The organism is Candidatus Pantoea floridensis (assembly GCF_900215435.1).
Lineage (GTDB): Bacteria > Pseudomonadota > Gammaproteobacteria > Enterobacterales > Enterobacteriaceae > Pantoea > Pantoea floridensis.
In genome coordinates, this window is sequence record NZ_OCMY01000001.1 from 2,516,731 (window position 1) to 2,533,827 (window position 17,097).

The 17,097-nt window shown below is 55.1% G+C and carries 16 protein-coding genes; 6 read left to right on the forward strand and 10 right to left on the reverse strand.

Annotation, left to right across the window (positions count from 1 at the left end; genetic code table 11):
• Positions 1–19 precede the first annotated feature (19 nt).
• The gene (gene parE / locus CRO19_RS11935; RefSeq protein WP_097095988.1) at positions 20–1,915 is read left to right on the forward strand and encodes a DNA topoisomerase IV subunit B; all 1,896 of its coding nucleotides are present in this window, start codon (positions 20–22) and stop codon (positions 1,913–1,915) included.
• Positions 1,916–1,971: 56 nt separating this feature from the next.
• The gene (locus CRO19_RS11940) at positions 1,972–2,871 is read left to right on the forward strand and encodes a LysR substrate-binding domain-containing protein (RefSeq protein WP_097095989.1); all 900 of its coding nucleotides are present in this window, start codon (positions 1,972–1,974) and stop codon (positions 2,869–2,871) included.
• 36 nt (positions 2,872–2,907) lie between these two features.
• Here the strand turns inward: CRO19_RS11940 and CRO19_RS11945 are convergent, their stop codons facing one another.
• The 8 genes from CRO19_RS11945 to CRO19_RS11980 all read right to left on the reverse strand — a co-directional run bounded on the left by CRO19_RS11945 (position 2,908) and on the right by CRO19_RS11980 (position 9,386).
• On the reverse strand, positions 2,908–3,216 hold the full coding sequence (locus CRO19_RS11945) for a putative quinol monooxygenase (RefSeq protein ID WP_097095990.1): 309 nt from the start codon (positions 3,214–3,216) through the stop codon (positions 2,908–2,910).
• Positions 3,217–3,247: 31 nt separating this feature from the next.
• On the reverse strand, positions 3,248–3,829 hold the full coding sequence (locus CRO19_RS11950; protein WP_097095991.1) for an NAD(P)H-dependent oxidoreductase: 582 nt from the start codon (positions 3,827–3,829) through the stop codon (positions 3,248–3,250).
• A gap of 218 nt (positions 3,830–4,047) precedes the next feature.
• Complete coding sequence (locus CRO19_RS11955; RefSeq protein WP_097095992.1) at positions 4,048–4,908, reverse strand: ketose-bisphosphate aldolase; 861 nt, start codon at positions 4,906–4,908, stop codon at positions 4,048–4,050.
• Positions 4,909–5,035: 127 nt separating this feature from the next.
• Positions 5,036–5,884 carry a class II fructose-bisphosphate aldolase gene (locus tag CRO19_RS11960; RefSeq protein ID WP_097095993.1) on the reverse strand — a complete coding sequence of 283 codons (849 nt, stop codon included), beginning with the start codon at positions 5,882–5,884 and terminating at the stop codon, positions 5,036–5,038.
• Positions 5,885–5,893: 9 nt separating this feature from the next.
• Complete coding sequence (locus CRO19_RS11965; protein WP_097095994.1) at positions 5,894–6,985, reverse strand: PTS fructose transporter subunit IIC; 1,092 nt, start codon at positions 6,983–6,985, stop codon at positions 5,894–5,896.
• 11 nt (positions 6,986–6,996) lie between these two features.
• Positions 6,997–7,311: a PTS fructose transporter subunit IIB gene (locus CRO19_RS11970; protein ID WP_097095995.1), complete on the reverse strand. Its 315-nt coding sequence runs from the start codon at positions 7,309–7,311 to the stop codon at positions 6,997–6,999.
• A gap of 24 nt (positions 7,312–7,335) precedes the next feature.
• Positions 7,336–7,806, reverse strand: a complete 471-nt coding sequence (locus CRO19_RS11975; RefSeq protein WP_097095996.1) for a PTS sugar transporter subunit IIA — start codon at positions 7,804–7,806, stop codon at positions 7,336–7,338.
• A 17-nt stretch (positions 7,807–7,823) separates the two neighbouring features.
• Positions 7,824–9,386, reverse strand: a complete 1,563-nt coding sequence (locus tag CRO19_RS11980; RefSeq protein WP_097095997.1) for a BglG family transcription antiterminator — start codon at positions 9,384–9,386, stop codon at positions 7,824–7,826.
• Positions 9,387–9,793: 407 nt separating this feature from the next.
• On the opposite strand from CRO19_RS11980, the gene parC reads away from it, so the two are divergent.
• The 3 genes from parC to ftsP all read left to right on the forward strand — a co-directional run bounded on the left by parC (position 9,794) and on the right by ftsP (position 14,390).
• Complete coding sequence (parC, locus tag CRO19_RS11985; RefSeq protein ID WP_097095998.1) at positions 9,794–12,064, forward strand: DNA topoisomerase IV subunit A; 2,271 nt, start codon at positions 9,794–9,796, stop codon at positions 12,062–12,064.
• Positions 12,065–12,105: 41 nt separating this feature from the next.
• A complete protein-coding gene (locus tag CRO19_RS11990; RefSeq protein WP_097095999.1) occupies positions 12,106–12,843 on the forward strand; it encodes a 1-acylglycerol-3-phosphate O-acyltransferase in 738 nt (245 codons plus the stop codon).
• A 119-nt stretch (positions 12,844–12,962) separates the two neighbouring features.
• Positions 12,963–14,390, forward strand: a complete 1,428-nt coding sequence (gene ftsP / locus CRO19_RS11995; protein WP_097096000.1) for a cell division protein FtsP — start codon at positions 12,963–12,965, stop codon at positions 14,388–14,390.
• Between the two features lie 62 nt (positions 14,391–14,452).
• Here ftsP and dkgA read toward each other — a convergent pair whose 3' ends face one another.
• A complete protein-coding gene (dkgA, locus tag CRO19_RS12000; RefSeq protein WP_097096001.1) occupies positions 14,453–15,280 on the reverse strand; it encodes a 2,5-didehydrogluconate reductase DkgA in 828 nt (275 codons plus the stop codon).
• Between the two features lie 205 nt (positions 15,281–15,485).
• Between dkgA and CRO19_RS12005 the strand changes: the two genes are divergently transcribed.
• Complete coding sequence (locus CRO19_RS12005; protein WP_097096002.1) at positions 15,486–16,406, forward strand: AraC family transcriptional regulator; 921 nt, start codon at positions 15,486–15,488, stop codon at positions 16,404–16,406.
• On the opposite strand, the gene CRO19_RS12010 is transcribed toward CRO19_RS12005, so the two are convergent.
• On the reverse strand, positions 16,407–17,069 hold the full coding sequence (locus CRO19_RS12010; protein WP_097096003.1) for a DedA family protein: 663 nt from the start codon (positions 17,067–17,069) through the stop codon (positions 16,407–16,409).
• Positions 17,070–17,097: the final 28 nt, after the last annotated feature.

Here is a 17,097-nt window from a genome sequence, read left to right on the forward strand (position 1 = left end):
TGCTAATCAGACATTTACGATGAGCCAATCAAGCTATAATGCCGATGCCATTGAGGTCCTGACCGGCCTTGAACCGGTGCGTCGTCGTCCGGGGATGTACACCGATACCACGCGCCCGAACCATCTAGGCCAGGAAGTGATCGATAACAGCGTCGATGAGGCGCTGGCGGGTCATGCTAAACGCGTGGAAGTGATTCTTCATGCTGATCAGTCGCTGGAAGTGATTGATGACGGGCGTGGCATGCCGGTGGATATCCATCCCGAAGAGGGCGTGCCTGCGGTTGAGCTGATTCTTTGTCGGCTGCATGCGGGCGGCAAATTCTCCAATAAAAACTATCAGTTCTCCGGCGGTCTACACGGCGTGGGGATCTCGGTGGTTAACGCCTTATCTAAGCGGGTCGAAGTCACCGTGCGCCGCAACGGCGAAATCTACCAGATCGCCTTTGAAAATGGCGACAAAGTACAGGATCTTACGGTTACCGGCACCGTTGGCAAACGTAACACCGGCACCAGCGTGCATTTCTGGCCAGATGCCAGCTTCTTCGATAGCCCGCGCTTCTCAGTTTCCCGCTTATCGCATCTGTTAAAAGCCAAAGCCGTGTTGTGCCCAGGCGTGGAGATTGTCTTTAAAGACAAGGTTAACGACACCGAACAGACGTGGATGTATCAGGATGGTTTGACTGACTACCTCCGCGAAGCGGTCGATGGCCTGCCAACGCTGCCGGAAAAACCGTTCGTCGGCAGCTTTGCTGGCGATGTTGAAGCGGTAGATTGGGCGCTGCTGTGGCTGCCGGAAGGCGGTGAACTGCTGACAGAAAGCTACGTTAACCTGATCCCGACCATGCAAGGCGGCACGCACGTCAACGGCTTACGTCAGGGTTTGCTGGATGCGATGCGCGAGTTTTGTGAATTCCGCAATATTCTGCCGCGCGGCGTAAAGCTCTCAGCGGAAGATATCTGGGATCGCTGCGCTTACGTGCTGTCGGTGAAGATGCAGGATCCACAATTTGCCGGTCAGACTAAAGAACGCTTGTCGTCACGTCAGTGTGCGGCGTTTGTCTCAGCCGTAGTGAAAGATGCCTTTAGCCTGTGGCTGAACCAGAACGTGCAGGCAGCTGAAATGCTGGCCGAGCTGGCGATCTCCAGCGCCCAGCGCCGTATGCGTGCAGCGAAGAAGGTCGTGCGTAAAAAACTCACCAGCGGGCCGGCATTGCCCGGCAAACTAGCGGACTGCACCGCGCAGGATCTGAACAAGACGGAATTGTTCCTCGTGGAAGGGGATTCCGCCGGCGGATCGGCCAAACAGGCGCGCGATCGTGAATATCAGGCGATCATGCCGCTGAAAGGTAAGATCCTCAATACCTGGGAAGTCTCTTCAGATGAAGTGCTGGCCTCGCAGGAAGTGCATGATATCTCTGTGGCGATCGGTATCGATCCCGACAGTGACGATCTGAGCCAGCTGCGTTACGGCAAGATCTGTATCCTTGCGGATGCGGACTCGGATGGTTTACACATTGCGACCTTGCTGTGTGCGCTGTTTGTGAAGCATTTCCGCTCGCTGGTGCAGCACGGCCACGTGTATGTGGCGATGCCACCGCTCTATCGCATCGATCTCGGCAAGGAAGTCTATTACGCGCTGGACGAGGATGAGAAAGAGGGCGTGCTTGAGCAGCTGAAGCGCAAGAAAGGCAAGCCAAATGTGCAGCGCTTTAAAGGCCTCGGTGAAATGAACCCGCTGCAACTGCGTGAAACCACGCTCGACCCTAACACGCGTCGTCTGGTCCAGCTGACGGTGAGCGATGATGATGTGGAGCAAACGCTACGCGTTATGGATATGTTGCTGGCGAAGAAACGTTCGGAAGACCGCCGCAACTGGCTGCAAGAGAAAGGCGATTTAGCCGACCTCGAAGTCTAACAATAAGGGGCGCTGCGGCGTCCTTTATTATTTTGCTATTCGCCGGGGAAGGGAACGTGAAAATCACACTGGAAGAGTTACGCGCCTGGGTCGCGGTAGTGGATAGCGGATCGATTACCGCTGCCGCCGATCAGCTTGATCAAACCAGTTCAGGTATCAGTCGGGCGCTGAGCCGCCTCGAAGGTAAGTTACAAACCACGCTTTTACATCGTACTACCCGTCGCCTTGCGCTCACGGAAGAAGGCCTGATTTTTCTCGATCATGCGCGCCAGATCCTCTCCGCCGTCGAGCTAGCCGAAGAGCAGATCGCCCAGCGCCGTGAGATCCCATCCGGAAGATTACGGGTAAACGCCAACGCGCCGTTTATGCTGCATGTGATTGTGCCGCTGGTGGCTGAATTCCGTCAGCGTTATCCGCAAATCCTGCTGGAACTGAATACCGACGACATCATGATCGATCTGCTGGAGCAGCAAACCGATATTGCCATTCGTGTGGGGGAACTGCGTGATTCAACGCTACGCGCTCGCGTGCTGGGCAGCAGCGCCACGCGTTTAGTGGCCAGCCCGGCTTATTTGCAACAGCATGGCGCACCGGAGAGCGTTGCCGCTTTGTCCAGCCACCAGCTGCTCGGTTTTAGCCAGCTGGATGCACATAACATCTGGCCGGTATGGCAGCGCGAAGGCGAGTTTTTGCAGATAAAACCGACGCTCTCGGCGTCAAGCGGCGAAACGTTACGTCAGCTGGCGTTGGCCGGGCAGGGCATTGCACGATTATCGGATTTTGTCAGTCGTGAGGATCGTGAGCGAGGAAAGCTGGTGCAGGTACTGGAGCAGGAGACGCGTGAGCTTCGTCTACCGATTCATGCTGTCTATTACCGCAATCAATCTCTGACGTCGCGCATTACCTGCTTTCTCGATTTTCTGCGTGAGAAAATTGAAGAAAATCAGCTACTTTAGTAAAAAGCCTCTGCACCGGGCAGAGGCCTAAGCGCATTAGCCCACGGGTTCCAGCACGAGGATTTTCACATCCACCACGTCGTCTTTAATCACTGAGCGATGGGCATCCATGTGCGGCATCTGCTGATGCTGCTCGAGATGACGCAGTGATTCCCACTGTTCCAGCATAAAAATAGAGTCAGGCGAATTCTGTTTCCACGGCACCTGCGCCTGGTGGTCGACGAGTGCATCGTATTGATGGCACCCCTCTTCTTCCAGCACGGTAGGAATCAGTTTGTTGATGGCATCCAGCACGACCTTGCGGCGGCCTGGTTTCACACAAATTTCTGCAACGACGGTTAACATAGTGCTTCCTCTTTTCCCTGGGTGCTTACAGTTAAGCAAAAATCTGGCTGAGATGAGTCCGATAACGTTCAATATCGCGCGGCACGTCCGGCATTTTAATCACATCATTACAGATAAAGGTCGGCAAAGCGTCCATCCCCAGGAACTGATTGGCTTTGTGGAAGTGCAGATACAAACCATCCACGCCAACGCCTTCGAAGAACTGCTCTGGATCGTTAAAGGCTTCCAGCGGCGCATTCCAGGTCAATGACAGCATATATTTTTTGCCCTGGATTAACCCGCCAGAACCGTATTTTTTACCGGCATCGCTGCGCGTACGACCATCGCTGGCATACAGCGAACCGTGACCTTCGGTGAAGACATCATCGATGTATTTTTTTACGGTCCACGGCTCACCCATCCACCAACCCGGCATCTGGTAGATCACCACATCGCTATCGAGGTACTTTTGCACTTCTTCTGCCACGTTATAATCGCTGTCGGCAATGGTCACTTGCACCTTGTGGCCAAGGTCGCGCAGCTGGCTGGCAGCAACTTCTGTCAAAGTGTGGTTCAGCTCGCCTTTCGAATGGGCGAAGGTTTTGCCGCCGTCGATAATTAAAATATTGCTCATAACTCGCTCCGTTTCTCGTTGATGGCGCACACTCTACGCGCGCGCAGGAAAGAGAAAAATGCGTGATTGATCACAACACTTTTGCCAAAAAAGCAATAATGCGGCAGGTTATGAAACAATCCGAGCAAGCGGAATGGCAAAAAAATGCGCGATAAACCGCGCCGCTACACTCGCATTTTCTGTAGCGGCGCAATTTATTGCGCAAGGTAGCAGAACGATCAGTACAAACTCGCCTTACCCAACCCACCAAACAGATTCATTTTGTAGCGAATGACTTCCTTCGCCGCAGTGATGGCATCGGGGTAAATCACGTTGGGATCCCACCAGGTTTCGCGCGCCAGAATCTCACGCAGCTTAGCGAAGTAGGCGTATTTCATGTCGCTAGAGATATTGATTTTACCTACGCCCAACGTCACCGCTTCGGCGATCTCTGCATCTGGATTGGCCGAACCGCCGTGTAGCACCAGCGGGATGGTGAGGCGCTGCGAAATGTCTTTCAGGATATGCATCTGCAATTCTGGCTTCATATTTTTCGGGTAGATGCCGTGCGCGGTGCCGATCGCCACCGCCAGCGTATCCACGCCGGTGCGCTGTACAAAATCTTCCGCCTGCGCCGGTTCGGTGTAGATCACCTTACTCACGCCGCCTTCTACCGACGTTCCGGTATCGCCGATGGTGCCCAGTTCACCTTCCACCGAAACGCCTACAGAATGCGCCAGCTTCACCACCTCTTTAGTCAGCGCCACGTTCTCTTCATAAGGCAGCAGGGAACCATCGATCATCACCGAGGTGAAACCGCACTGAATGGCGCGCAGCACCTGAGCGATGGAGGCGCCGTGATCGAGGTGGATAGTGAAAGGCACCTTGCTCTTGAGCGTACGTTCACGCACATAGCCAAAGAATTCGTCAGTGACAAACTCCAGCTCGCTCGGGTGGATAGAGATGATGGCTGGCGTATGCGTGGCTTCGGCTTCTTCGACTACCGCGCGAATAAAGCAGCTGTCCGCCACGTTAAATGCGCCAATCGCGTAGCGGTGTTCACGAGTCGGTGCCAACATTTCTTTCATTGAAATCAACATGTTAATTTTTCCTCAGCGTGATGTTTACCGGAGCCGACGCGCGCGCCGACCCGATGATGGATATGAATGTGAAATTGATTATGCGATGTAGGGTCGCCATTCATGGCGACCGCCAATCAACTGATGGCTAAACCTTGCCCGCCGATCCCGACCAGCTCAGATACTCAGCCACCACCTCACGGCAGGCAGATTCCATGAGCCCAAGCAGATCGGCTAACTCGGCGTGGGGATGCTTTAGCGCCTGTTCGACGGCCCTTTTTCCGCCTTCAAACACCGCCGCACCGACGTTGATCTTGGCGACGCCAAACTCGCTCACGCGACGAATATCCTCCGCGGGCGTGCCTGAACCGCCATGCAGCGCCAGCGGCCGAGTGGAGACCGCGTGCAACTCCTCTAAGCGCTGGAAATCGATCTTCGGCTTCACCCCTGCCGGATAAAGTCCGTGCGCCGTGCCGACCGAAATCGCCAGCAGATCGATATGGGTTTGTTCGATAAACGGCAGCACGTCCGCCACCTGCGTCATCTTCACCGAGGCATCGGCCAGCTCATAGGTCGGCGCATCAGCGATATGTCCGAGCTCGCCTTCCACGCAAACGCCCGCAGTATGTGCCATCTTCACCACGGCGGCAGTCTGGCAAATGTTTTCTGCCAGCGGTTCAGATGAAGCATCAATCATCAGTCCGGTAAAGCCGGCGCGAAATGCCTGGCCAATCAGCGGAAACGCTTTGCCGTGATCGAGCGCCAGCGCCACCGGCACGCGAGCCGATTCGGCCAGCGCTTTTACCAATGGCACCGCCACCGCCGGCGGAAAGTGTGTGCTATGTCCCTGGTAAACATTCAGAATTAGCGGGGCGCGCTGCTGCTCAGCGGCCTGAATGGCGGCACGCGCGGTTTCAAGGTTGAAGCAGTTGATCGCCAGCACCGCGTAGCGCTGTTGGGCAGCGGCCTGAATCAGGTCATTCATCATGGCAAACATAGTGGCTCCTTATTCCAGAGTGAATTTGATCTCTTCATCGCGGACGCCGGGTGCTTCCACGTCATCGAACTCTTCATCCGCCTGGGTAACCGGTTTTTTCAGCACCGACAGCATCACGCCGCACACCGTGGTGCCGATGCCGAGCGCTAAGCAGAACAGCCAGGGTTTATTGAACAGCGGCACCACAAACATCCCGCCGTGCGGCACCGGCGCGCCCACGCCCCACACCATAATCAACCCACCGGCGATGGCCGAGGCCACAACACAGCTGCCGACCACGCGGAACAGGTCACGTGCTGCAATCGGAATCACTCCTTCGGTAATCATGCAGATGCCCATCGGGAAGGCGGCTTTCAGCGCCTCTTTTTCCGCTTTGGTGTACTTGTTGCGGCTCAGCAGATACGACAGCGTGATACCGAATGGCGGAATCATTGAGCCGACAAACTTCACCGCTTCCGGCCCGTAAATGCCGTCAACCAGCATGCCGTCGGCGAACAGTGACATGGTTTTGTTCACCGGTCCGCCGAAGTCGAAGGTGGCCATCGCGCCTAGAATCGCGCCCATCACAAACTTTGAGCCGCCCTGCATCGATTCCAGCAGCGCAATCAGCGCCTTTTGCAGCCAGACAATCGGCTGGCCGATAAAGGTCATCATCAGTAGTCCGGCAATAACGGTGCTGAGCACCGGCAGCACCATAATCGGCATTAATCCCTGCATTGATTTCGGCAGCCTGATGGTGCGGCGCAGCAGCAGCACCGTGTAACCGACGAGGAAACCCCCGAAAATGCCGCCAATAAAACCGGTGCCGATCTGGCCGCAGATAAAGCCGACGATCAGGCCGGGCGCAAAGCCGGGACGATCGGCGATCGAATAGGCGATCGCCGCGCTAATCAGCGGTACGATCAGGCCCATGCCCCAGCCGCCGATCTGATTAAGCATCCAGGCGAGGGTGCCGGTATGTTTGCCGACGTCCGGCCCACCGATCACCTGGCCAAGGGCGATACAGATCCCGGCGGCGACGATCAGCGGGATCATCCAGGAAATACCGGTGAGCAGATGGCCTTTGATCTCCTGACCGTACTGACGTTTGTTATCACTCATGATGGATCTCCTCAGGCGCGCGCCAGTGAATCCGCCACTTTTTCGAGGAATTTCACCGGTGACTTAATCACCACTTCGGTTTTCACTCGCACAATGGGTTTGCCCTGGAAGCGCTCTTCGCCTTTGATCTTCACGTCGACCGCAAGGATCACCACGTCAGCGGCGGCAATGTCCTCCTGCTTCAGCGCGGTTTCGGTGCCAATAGTGCCCTGCGTTTCCACGTGGATGGTGTGGCCCAGCGCGTGCGCGCCTTTGATCAGTTTCTCGCGCGCAATATAGGTATGCGCGATGCCTGCCGTGCAGGCTGCTACACAGACGATATTCATGTGTCACCTCAAAGCGTTAGGGTGTTAACAGAGATCGGTTTCGGCGTACTGACTAAACAGCCGGATGATATTGCTGGGATCGTTTTCTACCAGCAGTTGGGCTATCACCTCATCATCGGCCAGCGCGCTGGCCACCTGCGACAATAGGCGAATATGGGTGGTGTTCTGATCTTCCAGCCGCACGGCGAACAGGATGATGCAGCGCACCTGGCTGCCATCCAGCGTTTCCCACGGAATGTCGTGCTGGGTGCGGCCGATGGCAAGCGTGGTGTGCTTCACCGCCGCAGATTTACCGTGCGGGATGGCGATGTGATTTTCGAAGCCGGTGGAACCTTCGGCCTCGCGCAGCCAGACATCTTCGATAAATGCGGCGCGATCGCTGATGGCACCATCGTGGTAGAGCAAATCGGTCAGCTCATGAATCGCTTCTTCTTTGCTGGTGGCGGTTAGCGCCAGGTTAACGCGGCGTGGCGTGAGAATGCGGGAAATATCCATGGTGAATCCTCATTCAATTAATGTTCAGCCAACGCGCAGGACGCGCCGTCAGGTAGCTGGCTGCCAATCATGGCGTCAGTCACCCGCCGAATATCGTCATCGTTAAAGAAGGCACTGACATACACCGACGGAATTGCCGCGGCGTTGAGGTGAATGGTGGTAATCACCAGATCCACCGTTTGGTGCTGGCAGAAAGCCGCGTGATTGCTGGCCGATACCACGCCAACAATTTCCCAATCCGGGAAGGCGCGCAGGATGCGGCTCTTGAGCAAATGCGATGTACCCACCCCGCTGGAGCACACCACCAGGATGCGTTTATGGGCGATTTGCCGCTCCAGCGCGGCCTGGAAATGCACACACAAATAGCCTATTTCGTCATCCGCCACCGATGAAAGTCCCTGGCTGCGCGCGGTTAATTGCATTGCCTGTTTAGTCAGGAAAAATATTTCTTTCATTTCCTGCTGAATATCCTCCAGCAGCGGATTACGAATATGAATATGGTATTTGAGTCGATTTAATAAGGGCTTTATATGGACCAATAATCCTTCAAATAATAAACGGTCTTGCGCTAAGTCCTGCTGAATAAAAGATGAAAAGCGATCGATCAATTCACAGGTGATTTTTACTGATTCTGCAGTGGAAAATTGATTATGCAGCAGTGTATTGTCACCGCGTTCTTCCACGACAATGCCGGACGAAACGATATATTGATAAATAAAGCCCACTTCATCCGCTGGCAGCGCGCAGCACATCCGTTGCTCAATCTGCGTCACCATGTGCTGCGCAATAGTGAGAATGCGCTGATCGAGATCGTGCGCGCTGGTTAGCGTTTCCAGTGCCAGTGCATTACCCTGCGCCATTCGATGCATCATGATCAGAATATGAGTGCACAGGTTGAGATACCACGCATCGCCCAGCGGATAACTCAGCTGCTGCTCCATGTGCTTTAGGAGCCGCTGCACAAACGCCACATCTTCATCACCAAAATAGTGCACCAGCGCCTGCTGACTACCGGGATCGAGCCGCGGCAGCAGCGGTGTGCCAGCGACATTTTGCTGCATCACATCATTAATCAGCGACACCATCGCCTGGCGTAGCATCTGCTCATTGCCTTCAATATGGGTGCCGCTGGGGCCGCGCTGTAAAGTTAACCCCAGCGGTTGCAGCCACTCTTCAATCACCTTCAGATCGTTCACGATAGACGCATGGCTAATAAAGTAGCGTTCCGAAAGCTTGCTGATCGAGGTGGCGCGCGGCGCATCACTCAATAACTGCGAGGCAATCTTCACTCTTCGGCTATTGTGGCTGAGCGCTTCGGCGCTGCTCTCATCGCCGGTAAGCTGCTGCTCAAGCTGCAAGCGCAGTTGGATATCATCCACCCGCAGGCGTACGCCGCGTCCCGGCATTTTTTCCAGCTGCAGCGACCAGTTGCTGAGCCAGCTCTCAAGCCACTGCAAATCGCGCTGAATGGTTTTCTCAGACACGCCAAGCTGTAACGCTAACGCTTTACTGGGCTGCGGAGCGGCATGATGCAGCAGCAATTTTACTAATCGGTGTTGTCGTGAAGTCAGTATTTGCATGCGTTCACCCTTATTTTGGCAATACGTTAATGGCGACGTGATGTTTATATTTATTCCATGCCAGAAATCAGAAGCGCAAAAGTGTGGGTCTTGTGGAGTATGAATTTAGGAGAGTCAGGCGTAAGCAACAATACTAAATGTTGTCCGCGTGACAGGACATAATTAATATGCAAAACGAAAAAGGAAATTAATTGCGAGCTTGCTCACATAACATTGGCGATATTAAGTGTGATGTCGCTCGCATCCCCTTTTATTTTTCTAAGCGATATCACGTTATTTAGCGCCGCAGGAATCTTTTCGCTGCACCGGCTTCTTTGTGACTAAATCGCACGAATAAGGTAATATCCTCGCCAAATGAGCGCCGGATGACCCGTCGTTGCGGGCCACGAAGTGAGGATGCGATCTTAATGAGCGAATTGACGCAGGATGGTGCAGAGCGTCTAGCCCTGCACAAGTTTACGGAAAACGCGTACCTGAACTACTCCATGTACGTGATCATGGACCGTGCGTTGCCGTATATCGGCGACGGTCTCAAGCCAGTGCAGCGCCGCATTGTGTATGCCATGTCGGAATTGGGCCTGAATGCCAGTGCCAAATTCAAAAAATCGGCGCGTACCGTGGGTGACGTGCTGGGTAAATACCATCCGCATGGCGACAGCGCCTGCTATGAAGCGATGGTGTTAATGGCGCAGCCGTTCTCCTATCGCTATCCGCTGGTAGATGGCCAGGGAAACTGGGGTGCGCCGGACGATCCGAAATCTTTCGCCGCGATGCGTTACACCGAATCGCGCCTGTCAAAATACGCTGAAATCCTGCTGGGTGAACTCGGTCAGGGCACGTCTGATTACATCCCCAACTTTGACGGTACCTTGCAGGAACCGAAAATGTTGCCGGCACGCCTGCCCAACATTCTGCTGAACGGCACCACCGGCATTGCCGTGGGTATGGCAACCGACATTCCGCCGCACAACCTGCGCGAAGTGGCTGAAGCCGCGGTTAAACTGATCGATAGCCCGAATACCACGCTGAATGAGCTGCTGGAGATTGTGCAAGGCCCGGATTATCCGACCGAGGCCGAAATCATCACGCCACGCAGCGAAATCCGTAAGATCTATGAAAGCGGTCGCGGTTCCATTCGCCAGCGTGCGGTGTGGAAAAAGGAAGATGGCGACGTGGTGATCACCGCGCTGCCGCATCAGGTTTCTGGCGCGCGCGTGCTGGAGCAAATCGCTAACCAGATGCGCAACAAGAAGTTGCCGATGGTGGAAGATCTGCGCGATGAATCTAACCACGAGAACCCGACGCGGCTGGTGATTGTGCCGCGCTCCAATCGTGTTGATTTGGAGCAGGTGATGAATCATCTGTTTGCCACCACCGATCTGGAAAAAAGCTATCGCGTTAACCTGAATATGATCGGGCTGGATAACCGTCCGGCAGTGAAAAACCTGCTGGAAATCCTGTCGGAATGGTTGGTGTATCGTCGCGCGACCGTAACGCGCCGCCTCAACTATCGCCTGGATCGCGTGTTGCGCCGCCTGCATATCCTTGAAGGTATGTTGGTGGCTTTCCTCAACATTGATGAAGTGATCCACATCATTCGTAATGAGGATGAGCCGAAGCCGGTGCTGATGTCGCGCTTTGAGATCAGCGAAACCCAGGCCGAAGCCATTCTTGAGTTAAAACTGCGTCATCTCGCCAAACTGGAAGAGATGAAGATTCGCGGTGAGCAAGCGGAACTGGAAAAAGAGCGTGACCAGCTGCAGGCGATTCTGGCGTCCGAGCGCAAGATGAGCAACCTGATGAAGAAAGAGCTGCTGGCCGATAGCCAAACCTACGGCGACGATCGCCGTTCACCGCTGCGCGAACGTGAAGAGGCGAAAGCGCTAAGCGAAACCGAGCTGGTGAGCGCCGAGCCGGTCACTATCGTGCTGTCGCAGATGGGCTGGGTGCGCAGCGCCAAAGGCCACGATATCGATCCCGCGGGCTTGAGCTACAAAGCGGGTGACAGCTATCTGGCTGCCGCGCGCGGTAAGAGTAATCAGCCAGTGGCCTTTATCGACTCCACCGGACGCAGCTATACGCTGGATCCCACCTCCTTGCCGTCAGCGCGCGGGCAGGGCGAGCCGCTTACCGGCAAACTGACGCCACCGCCGGGCGCGGTGATTGAGCAGGTGCTGATGGAACCCGACGATCAGAAACTGCTGATGGCATCAGATGCGGGCTACGGCTTTATCTGTACCTTTGCTGACCTGGTTTCGCGCAATCGCGCCGGTAAAGCGCTGCTGACGCTGCCGGAAAACGCTAAAGTGATGACGCCAATGGCGGTGCATTCCGGCGATGACATGCTGCTGGCGATTACCCAGGCTGGAAGGATGTTGATGTTCCCGGTCGGCGATCTGCCGCAAATGTCGAAAGGCAAGGGCAACAAAATCATCTCGATTCCGTCAGCGGATATCGCTGCCGGCACCGACAAACTCCAGTGGCTGCTGATTCTGCCACCGGGCGCTTCCATCACCGTCTATGTCGGCAAACGTAAGCTGATTATGCGTGATGAAGATCTGCAGAAAGTACGTGCCGATCGCGGTCGTCGCGGCAGCATCGCGCGCGGGCTGCAACGCATCGATAGCGTAGAAGTGAATGCACCAGCGCGTCCAAAAGCCGACGCGAGCGAAGAGTAACGCTTTAGTTCAGGGGATGGAATGCCCAATTTGAGGAATCTATGTTACTAATTTTACGCGCAATTATTGTTATTGTTTATTCGATTGTGGTGAGTATTATCGGTATTATCTGGTGTCTGTTTTCACCGCGTAATCCGCGTCACGTGGCGACGTTCGGCCATATGCTGGGTCGTCTGTCGACGGTGTTTGGCGTCAAAGTGGAATTGCGTAAGCCGCCAGAAGCCGCGCATTACGGAAACGCGATCTACATCGCCAACCATCAGAACAACTACGACATGATCACCGCCGCCAAAATTGTGCAGCCAACAACGGTCACCGTCGGCAAGAAAAGCCTGCTGTGGATTCCGTTTTTTGGCCAGCTGTATTGGCTAACCGGTAACTTGCTGATTGATCGGGATAATCGCTCAAAAGCGCACGGCACCATCAGTGAGCTGGTCAATCAGTTCAACAAAAAGCGCATCTCGTTCTGGATGTTCCCGGAAGGGACGCGCAGCCGTGGTCGTGGTCTGCTGCCGTTCAAAACCGGCGCGTTCCATGCGGCGGTGGCGGCTGGCGTACCGATCATTCCGATCGTGGTCTCCAACACTCATGACAAGATCAAACTGAACCGCTGGAATAACGGCCTGGTGATTGTTGAGATGCTGCCGCCGGTCGATACGTCGCAGTTTGCCACCACCTCGGTGCGCAAGCTCGCCACGCACTGCCGTGAATTAATGTCGGCTAAACTGGAAGAATTGAACGCTGAAGTCGCCGAGCGCGAAAAAAACGGTAAACTCTGACCAGCAAAAATGGGGCAGATGATCATCTGCCCCGTTCTCAAGCAGCACAGCAACTAATAATTAATTAGAACAACATGGACACGGCGTCTTCACGCCACGCTCAAAAGGTCTGAAGTTTTATGTCTTGCAGCAGACGTCAGTTTATTCAGCTATCTGCCGGTATCGCACTGGCTTCCGGTGCTATGCCTTACGCCGCCCGCGCTGCCGCGCCCATCGGCGACACGCCGCTTCCGATTCCTCCGCTGATTGAATCACGTCGCGGACAGCCGCTGTTTTTAACCTTGCAGCGCAGCCACTGGTCATTTAGCGGCAACAGTAACAAAGTTCCGGTGTGGGGCATTAACGGTATGTACCTCGGCCCAACGGTGCGCGTTTACAGCGGCGATGATGTGAAGCTGATTTACAGCAACCGCCTCAACGAGCCGGTATCCATGACCGTTAGCGGTTTGCAGGTGCCTGGCGCCTTGATGGGCGGCGCACCGCGCCTGATGTCCGCCGGCGCGGATTGGGCGCCAGTGCTGCCGATTCGCCAGGGTGCAGGCACGCTGTGGTATCACGCCAACACGCCAAACCGCATGGCGCCGCACGTCTACAATGGCCTGGCCGGCATGTGGCTGGTTGAAGATGACGTCAGCAAGTCGTTGCCTTTGCCGAAGCATTACGGTGTCGATGATTTCCCGCTGATCATTCAGGACAAGCGCCTCGATAATTTCGCCACGCCGGTTTACAACCCACCGTCCAACGGCGGTTTTATTGGCGACGTGCTGCTGGTGAATGGGGTACAAAATCCCTATGTGGAAGTGTCTCGCGGCTGGGTGCGCCTGCGCCTGCTAAATGGCTCGAACGCGCGCCGTTTCGATCTTAGCTTCTCCGATAATCGTCCCTTTACGGTAATCGCCAGCGATCAAGGGTTCTTGCCTGCACCGGTTGCGGTACAGCTGCTGTCACTGGCGCCGGGCGAACGTCGCGAAGTGTTGGTAGACATGTCGCAGGGGGATGAAGTCTCGATTACGGCCGGCACGGCGGCGGGCATTATGGATCGCCTGCGCGGCCTGTTTGAGCCATCCTCAATTCTGACCAACACGCTGGTGCTAAGCTTGCGCCCAACCGGTTTGTTGCCACTGGTGACGGATAATTTGCCAATGCGTTTGCTGGCGGATCAGATTCTCGACGGCGTAGCGGTACGCACGCGTGAATTCCGCATTGGTGACAGCGAGCCGGGTATTAACGGCGTGCTGTGGGATATGAATCGAATTGACACCACCGTGCAGCAGGGTACGTTTGAGCGCTGGATTATTCACGCCGATCGTCCGCAATCACTGCATATTCAGGGCGTGATGTTCCTGATTAAGAATGTGAATGGTGCGCAGCCGATGGGTGAAGATCGCGGCTGGAAAGATACGGTGTGGGTGGATGGCAGCGTTGAGCTGCTGGTGAGCTTCCCGCAGAGTTCGTCGGATCACTTCCCGTTTGTCTATTACAGCCAGGCGCTAGAGATGGCGGATCGCGGTACGGCGGGGCAGTTATTGGTGAATCCTACGTCTTAATTAAAACGGTGCGCATGTATGCGCACCGTAGGGTCGCCATGAATAGCGACCTTTTCAAAACGCTAGCCGTTAAACGCATCCGGATCCGGTCCCAGACGATTCCCGCTATCCAGCTTACTGATCTCACTCACCTCGGTCTTATCTAACCTGAAATCAAACACCTGGAAATTCTCGCGGATACGTTCCGGGGTGATCGACTTAGGAATCACCACTAAACCGCTATCCAGATGCCAGCGGATAACGATCTGTGCGGGCGTCTTACCGTACTTCTTCGCCAGCTCGCGGATGATCTCCTGATCAAACACGCCTTTGCCGCCCTGCGCCAGCGGACTCCAGGATTCGGTTTGAATCTGGTGCAGCGCATTCCACGCATGCAGCGTGCGCTGTTGCAGCATTGGATGCAGCTCCACCTGGTTCACCACCGGTGTTACGCCGGTTTCGTCGATCAAACGCTTGAGATGCGTCTCGTGGAAATTACACACGCCGATGCTTTTGGTTAAGCCCTGCTGCTGCAGCTCAATCATCCCTTTCCAGGCGTCGACGTAGTTATCTTTCTCCGGGCACGGCCAGTGCATCAGATACAAATCGACCTGCTCCAGCTGTAACTTCTGCAGGCTGGTTTCTATCGCCTGCTGCCAGTTGGTTTGGTCGTCATTCCACAGCTTGGTGGTGATAAAAATGTCTTCGCGCGCCACGTCAGTATCCTGCAGCGCCTGTCCTACCGCTTCCTCATTTTTATAGATGGCCGCGGTATCGATGGAGCGATAGCCGACTTTCAACGCTTCCAGTATCGCGTTGCGCGCATCTTCAATGCTTGCTTGCCAAACGCCAAGGCCAAGCTGCGGCATCATGTTGCCGTCGCGCAATTTAATGATGGGTTGCTCTGCCATAATTGCTCCTTATCAGTTGCAGTGACTTACCGTAGAAAAGATGTGCTTAAGTCTAGTCAACAAACCTTGCCTGCGGATCATTGTGGCAAGCGAGCAGCACTTTTGCCTGGGCGATTTCTGCAAAAATCTTGCCTGATTCTCCGGCATGATGGAGTTTTGAGCAGCGTTACGGCACACTGCGTTTTTGGCTGCCAGTGAGAGAACCATGTCCAACGACGTCCTTTGTCGCCAGCTGGCGCAGCGCGTGGTTGCTTTGATGAGCGACCTGAATAAACCGCTGTGCGCAGTAGAAAACGTGCGGTTAATCTATGCCTGCGAAACCTTGCCGCGTACGCCAATGATGTATCAGCCCGGCATTGTGATTCTTTTTCAGGGGCGCAAAACCGGTTATCTCGGCAGCACCGTCTTTCACTACGATGCCACCAAATATTTGATGCTCACCGTGCCGCTGCCGGTGGAGTGTGAAACCGAAGCCACGCTGGAAGAGCCGCTGGCGGGCATGTGTTTGAGCGTCGATATCGCCAGTCTGCAGGATTTGCTGATGGATATTGGTGATGACGAGCAGTTCCAGCCGCAGGCGCAAACGTCAGGTATTCACTCGGCGTTCATGAGTGATGAGATGCTCTGCGCCGCTGAGCGCTTGCTGGATGTCATGAACAATCCGCGTGATGCCCGCGTGCTCGGCCCGCAGCTGGTCCGCGAAATCATCTATTACGTATTAATCGGTCCCATTGGCGGCGCGCTGCTGTCGCTGGTGAATCGTCAGACGCAGTTCAGCCAAATTGCTCGCGCGTTACGTCGCATCGAAAACAACTTTGCCGAAAGCCTCAGCGTGGACATGCTGGCGGCCGAGGTGAACATGAGCATTTCGGCATTTCATCACAACTTCAAAGCGGTAACGCAAACTTCGCCGCTGCAGTATCTCAAACGCTATCGCCTGCATCAGGCGCGTCTGATGATGCTGCAGGATGGCATGAAAGCCAGCGCGGCAGCGGTGCGCGTGGGCTATGAAAGCCCGTCGCAATTTTCGCGGGAATTTAAGCGCTATTTCGGCGTGACGCCGGGAGAGGAGGCGAGCCGCGTGCGTCAAACCGTACCGGTATTACCGTTTGACGCCGCGTCGTAATCACGAGACTTTCTGGCGGCGTTTTTTCCAAATCACCACAATGCTGCCGGCAAGGCCGATAAACAGCAGCGCGATGGGCAGGATCATCAGGATAGCCATCACCTGATCTTCGTGGCGCTTGATAAAAGGCACGTGGCTGATGCCGTAGCCCAACGTCACCACAATCCCCACCCACAGTAGGCCGCTGAGCCAGTTAAACAGCTGAAAGCGGCCGTTTTTCAAACCCGAAATACCCGCCATGGTCGGCAGCAGCGTGCGCACAAAGGCGAGGAAGCGGCCCACCAGCAGCGCCATCAGGCCATGACGATCAAACATATTCCACGCGCGCTGGTGATATTGCGCCGGTAAATGCAATAACCAGCTTTTCACCAGTTTGGTGTTGCCCAGCCAGCGGCCTTGCAGATAGCTCAGCCAGCAGCCAAGGCTGGCCGCGGTGGTTAGAATCACAATGGTCGGCACGAAATCCATCACACCTTTCGCCACCATCGCACCCGCCAGTAACAGCAAGCTGTCACCCGGCAGAAACGAGGCGGGCAATAAACCGTTTTCCAGAAACAGCGTCAAAAACATCACGCCGTAGACAATCCACACGACATCCGGATTACCCAGCGCGGCAAAATCCTGATGCCAAAGCGCCTGGACAATCTCATGTAAAACACCCATCAGCTATTCCATCGAGTCACAAGGATTC

Bases quoted from the DNA above. Each gene is read 5' to 3' on its own strand.
- CRO19_RS11950 (WP_097095991.1), bottom strand. From the start codon at position 3,829: ATGAGCAATATTTTAATTATCGACGGCGGCAAAACCTTCGCCCATTCG.
- parE (WP_097095988.1), top strand. From the start codon at position 20: ATGAGCCAATCAAGCTATAATGCCGATGCCATTGAGGTCCTGACCGGC.
- CRO19_RS12010 (WP_097096003.1), bottom strand. From the start codon at position 17,069: ATGGGTGTTTTACATGAGATTGTCCAGGCGCTTTGGCATCAGGATTTT.
- CRO19_RS11965 (WP_097095994.1), bottom strand. From the start codon at position 6,985: ATGAGTGATAACAAACGTCAGTACGGTCAGGAGATCAAAGGCCATCTG.
- CRO19_RS11990 (WP_097095999.1), top strand. From the start codon at position 12,106: ATGTTACTAATTTTACGCGCAATTATTGTTATTGTTTATTCGATTGTG.
- CRO19_RS11975 (WP_097095996.1), bottom strand. From the start codon at position 7,806: ATGGATATTTCCCGCATTCTCACGCCACGCCGCGTTAACCTGGCGCTA.
- CRO19_RS12005 (WP_097096002.1), top strand. From the start codon at position 15,486: ATGTCCAACGACGTCCTTTGTCGCCAGCTGGCGCAGCGCGTGGTTGCT.
- CRO19_RS11945 (WP_097095990.1), bottom strand. From the start codon at position 3,216: ATGTTAACCGTCGTTGCAGAAATTTGTGTGAAACCAGGCCGCCGCAAG.
- CRO19_RS11980 (WP_097095997.1), bottom strand. From the start codon at position 9,386: ATGCAAATACTGACTTCACGACAACACCGATTAGTAAAATTGCTGCTG.
- CRO19_RS11955 (WP_097095992.1), bottom strand. From the start codon at position 4,908: ATGTTGATTTCAATGAAAGAAATGTTGGCACCGACTCGTGAACACCGC.
- dkgA (WP_097096001.1), bottom strand. From the start codon at position 15,280: ATGGCAGAGCAACCCATCATTAAATTGCGCGACGGCAACATGATGCCG.
- CRO19_RS11970 (WP_097095995.1), bottom strand. From the start codon at position 7,311: ATGAATATCGTCTGTGTAGCAGCCTGCACGGCAGGCATCGCGCATACC.
- parC (WP_097095998.1), top strand. From the start codon at position 9,794: ATGAGCGAATTGACGCAGGATGGTGCAGAGCGTCTAGCCCTGCACAAG.
- ftsP (WP_097096000.1), top strand. From the start codon at position 12,963: ATGTCTTGCAGCAGACGTCAGTTTATTCAGCTATCTGCCGGTATCGCA.
- CRO19_RS11960 (WP_097095993.1), bottom strand. From the start codon at position 5,884: ATGTTTGCCATGATGAATGACCTGATTCAGGCCGCTGCCCAACAGCGC.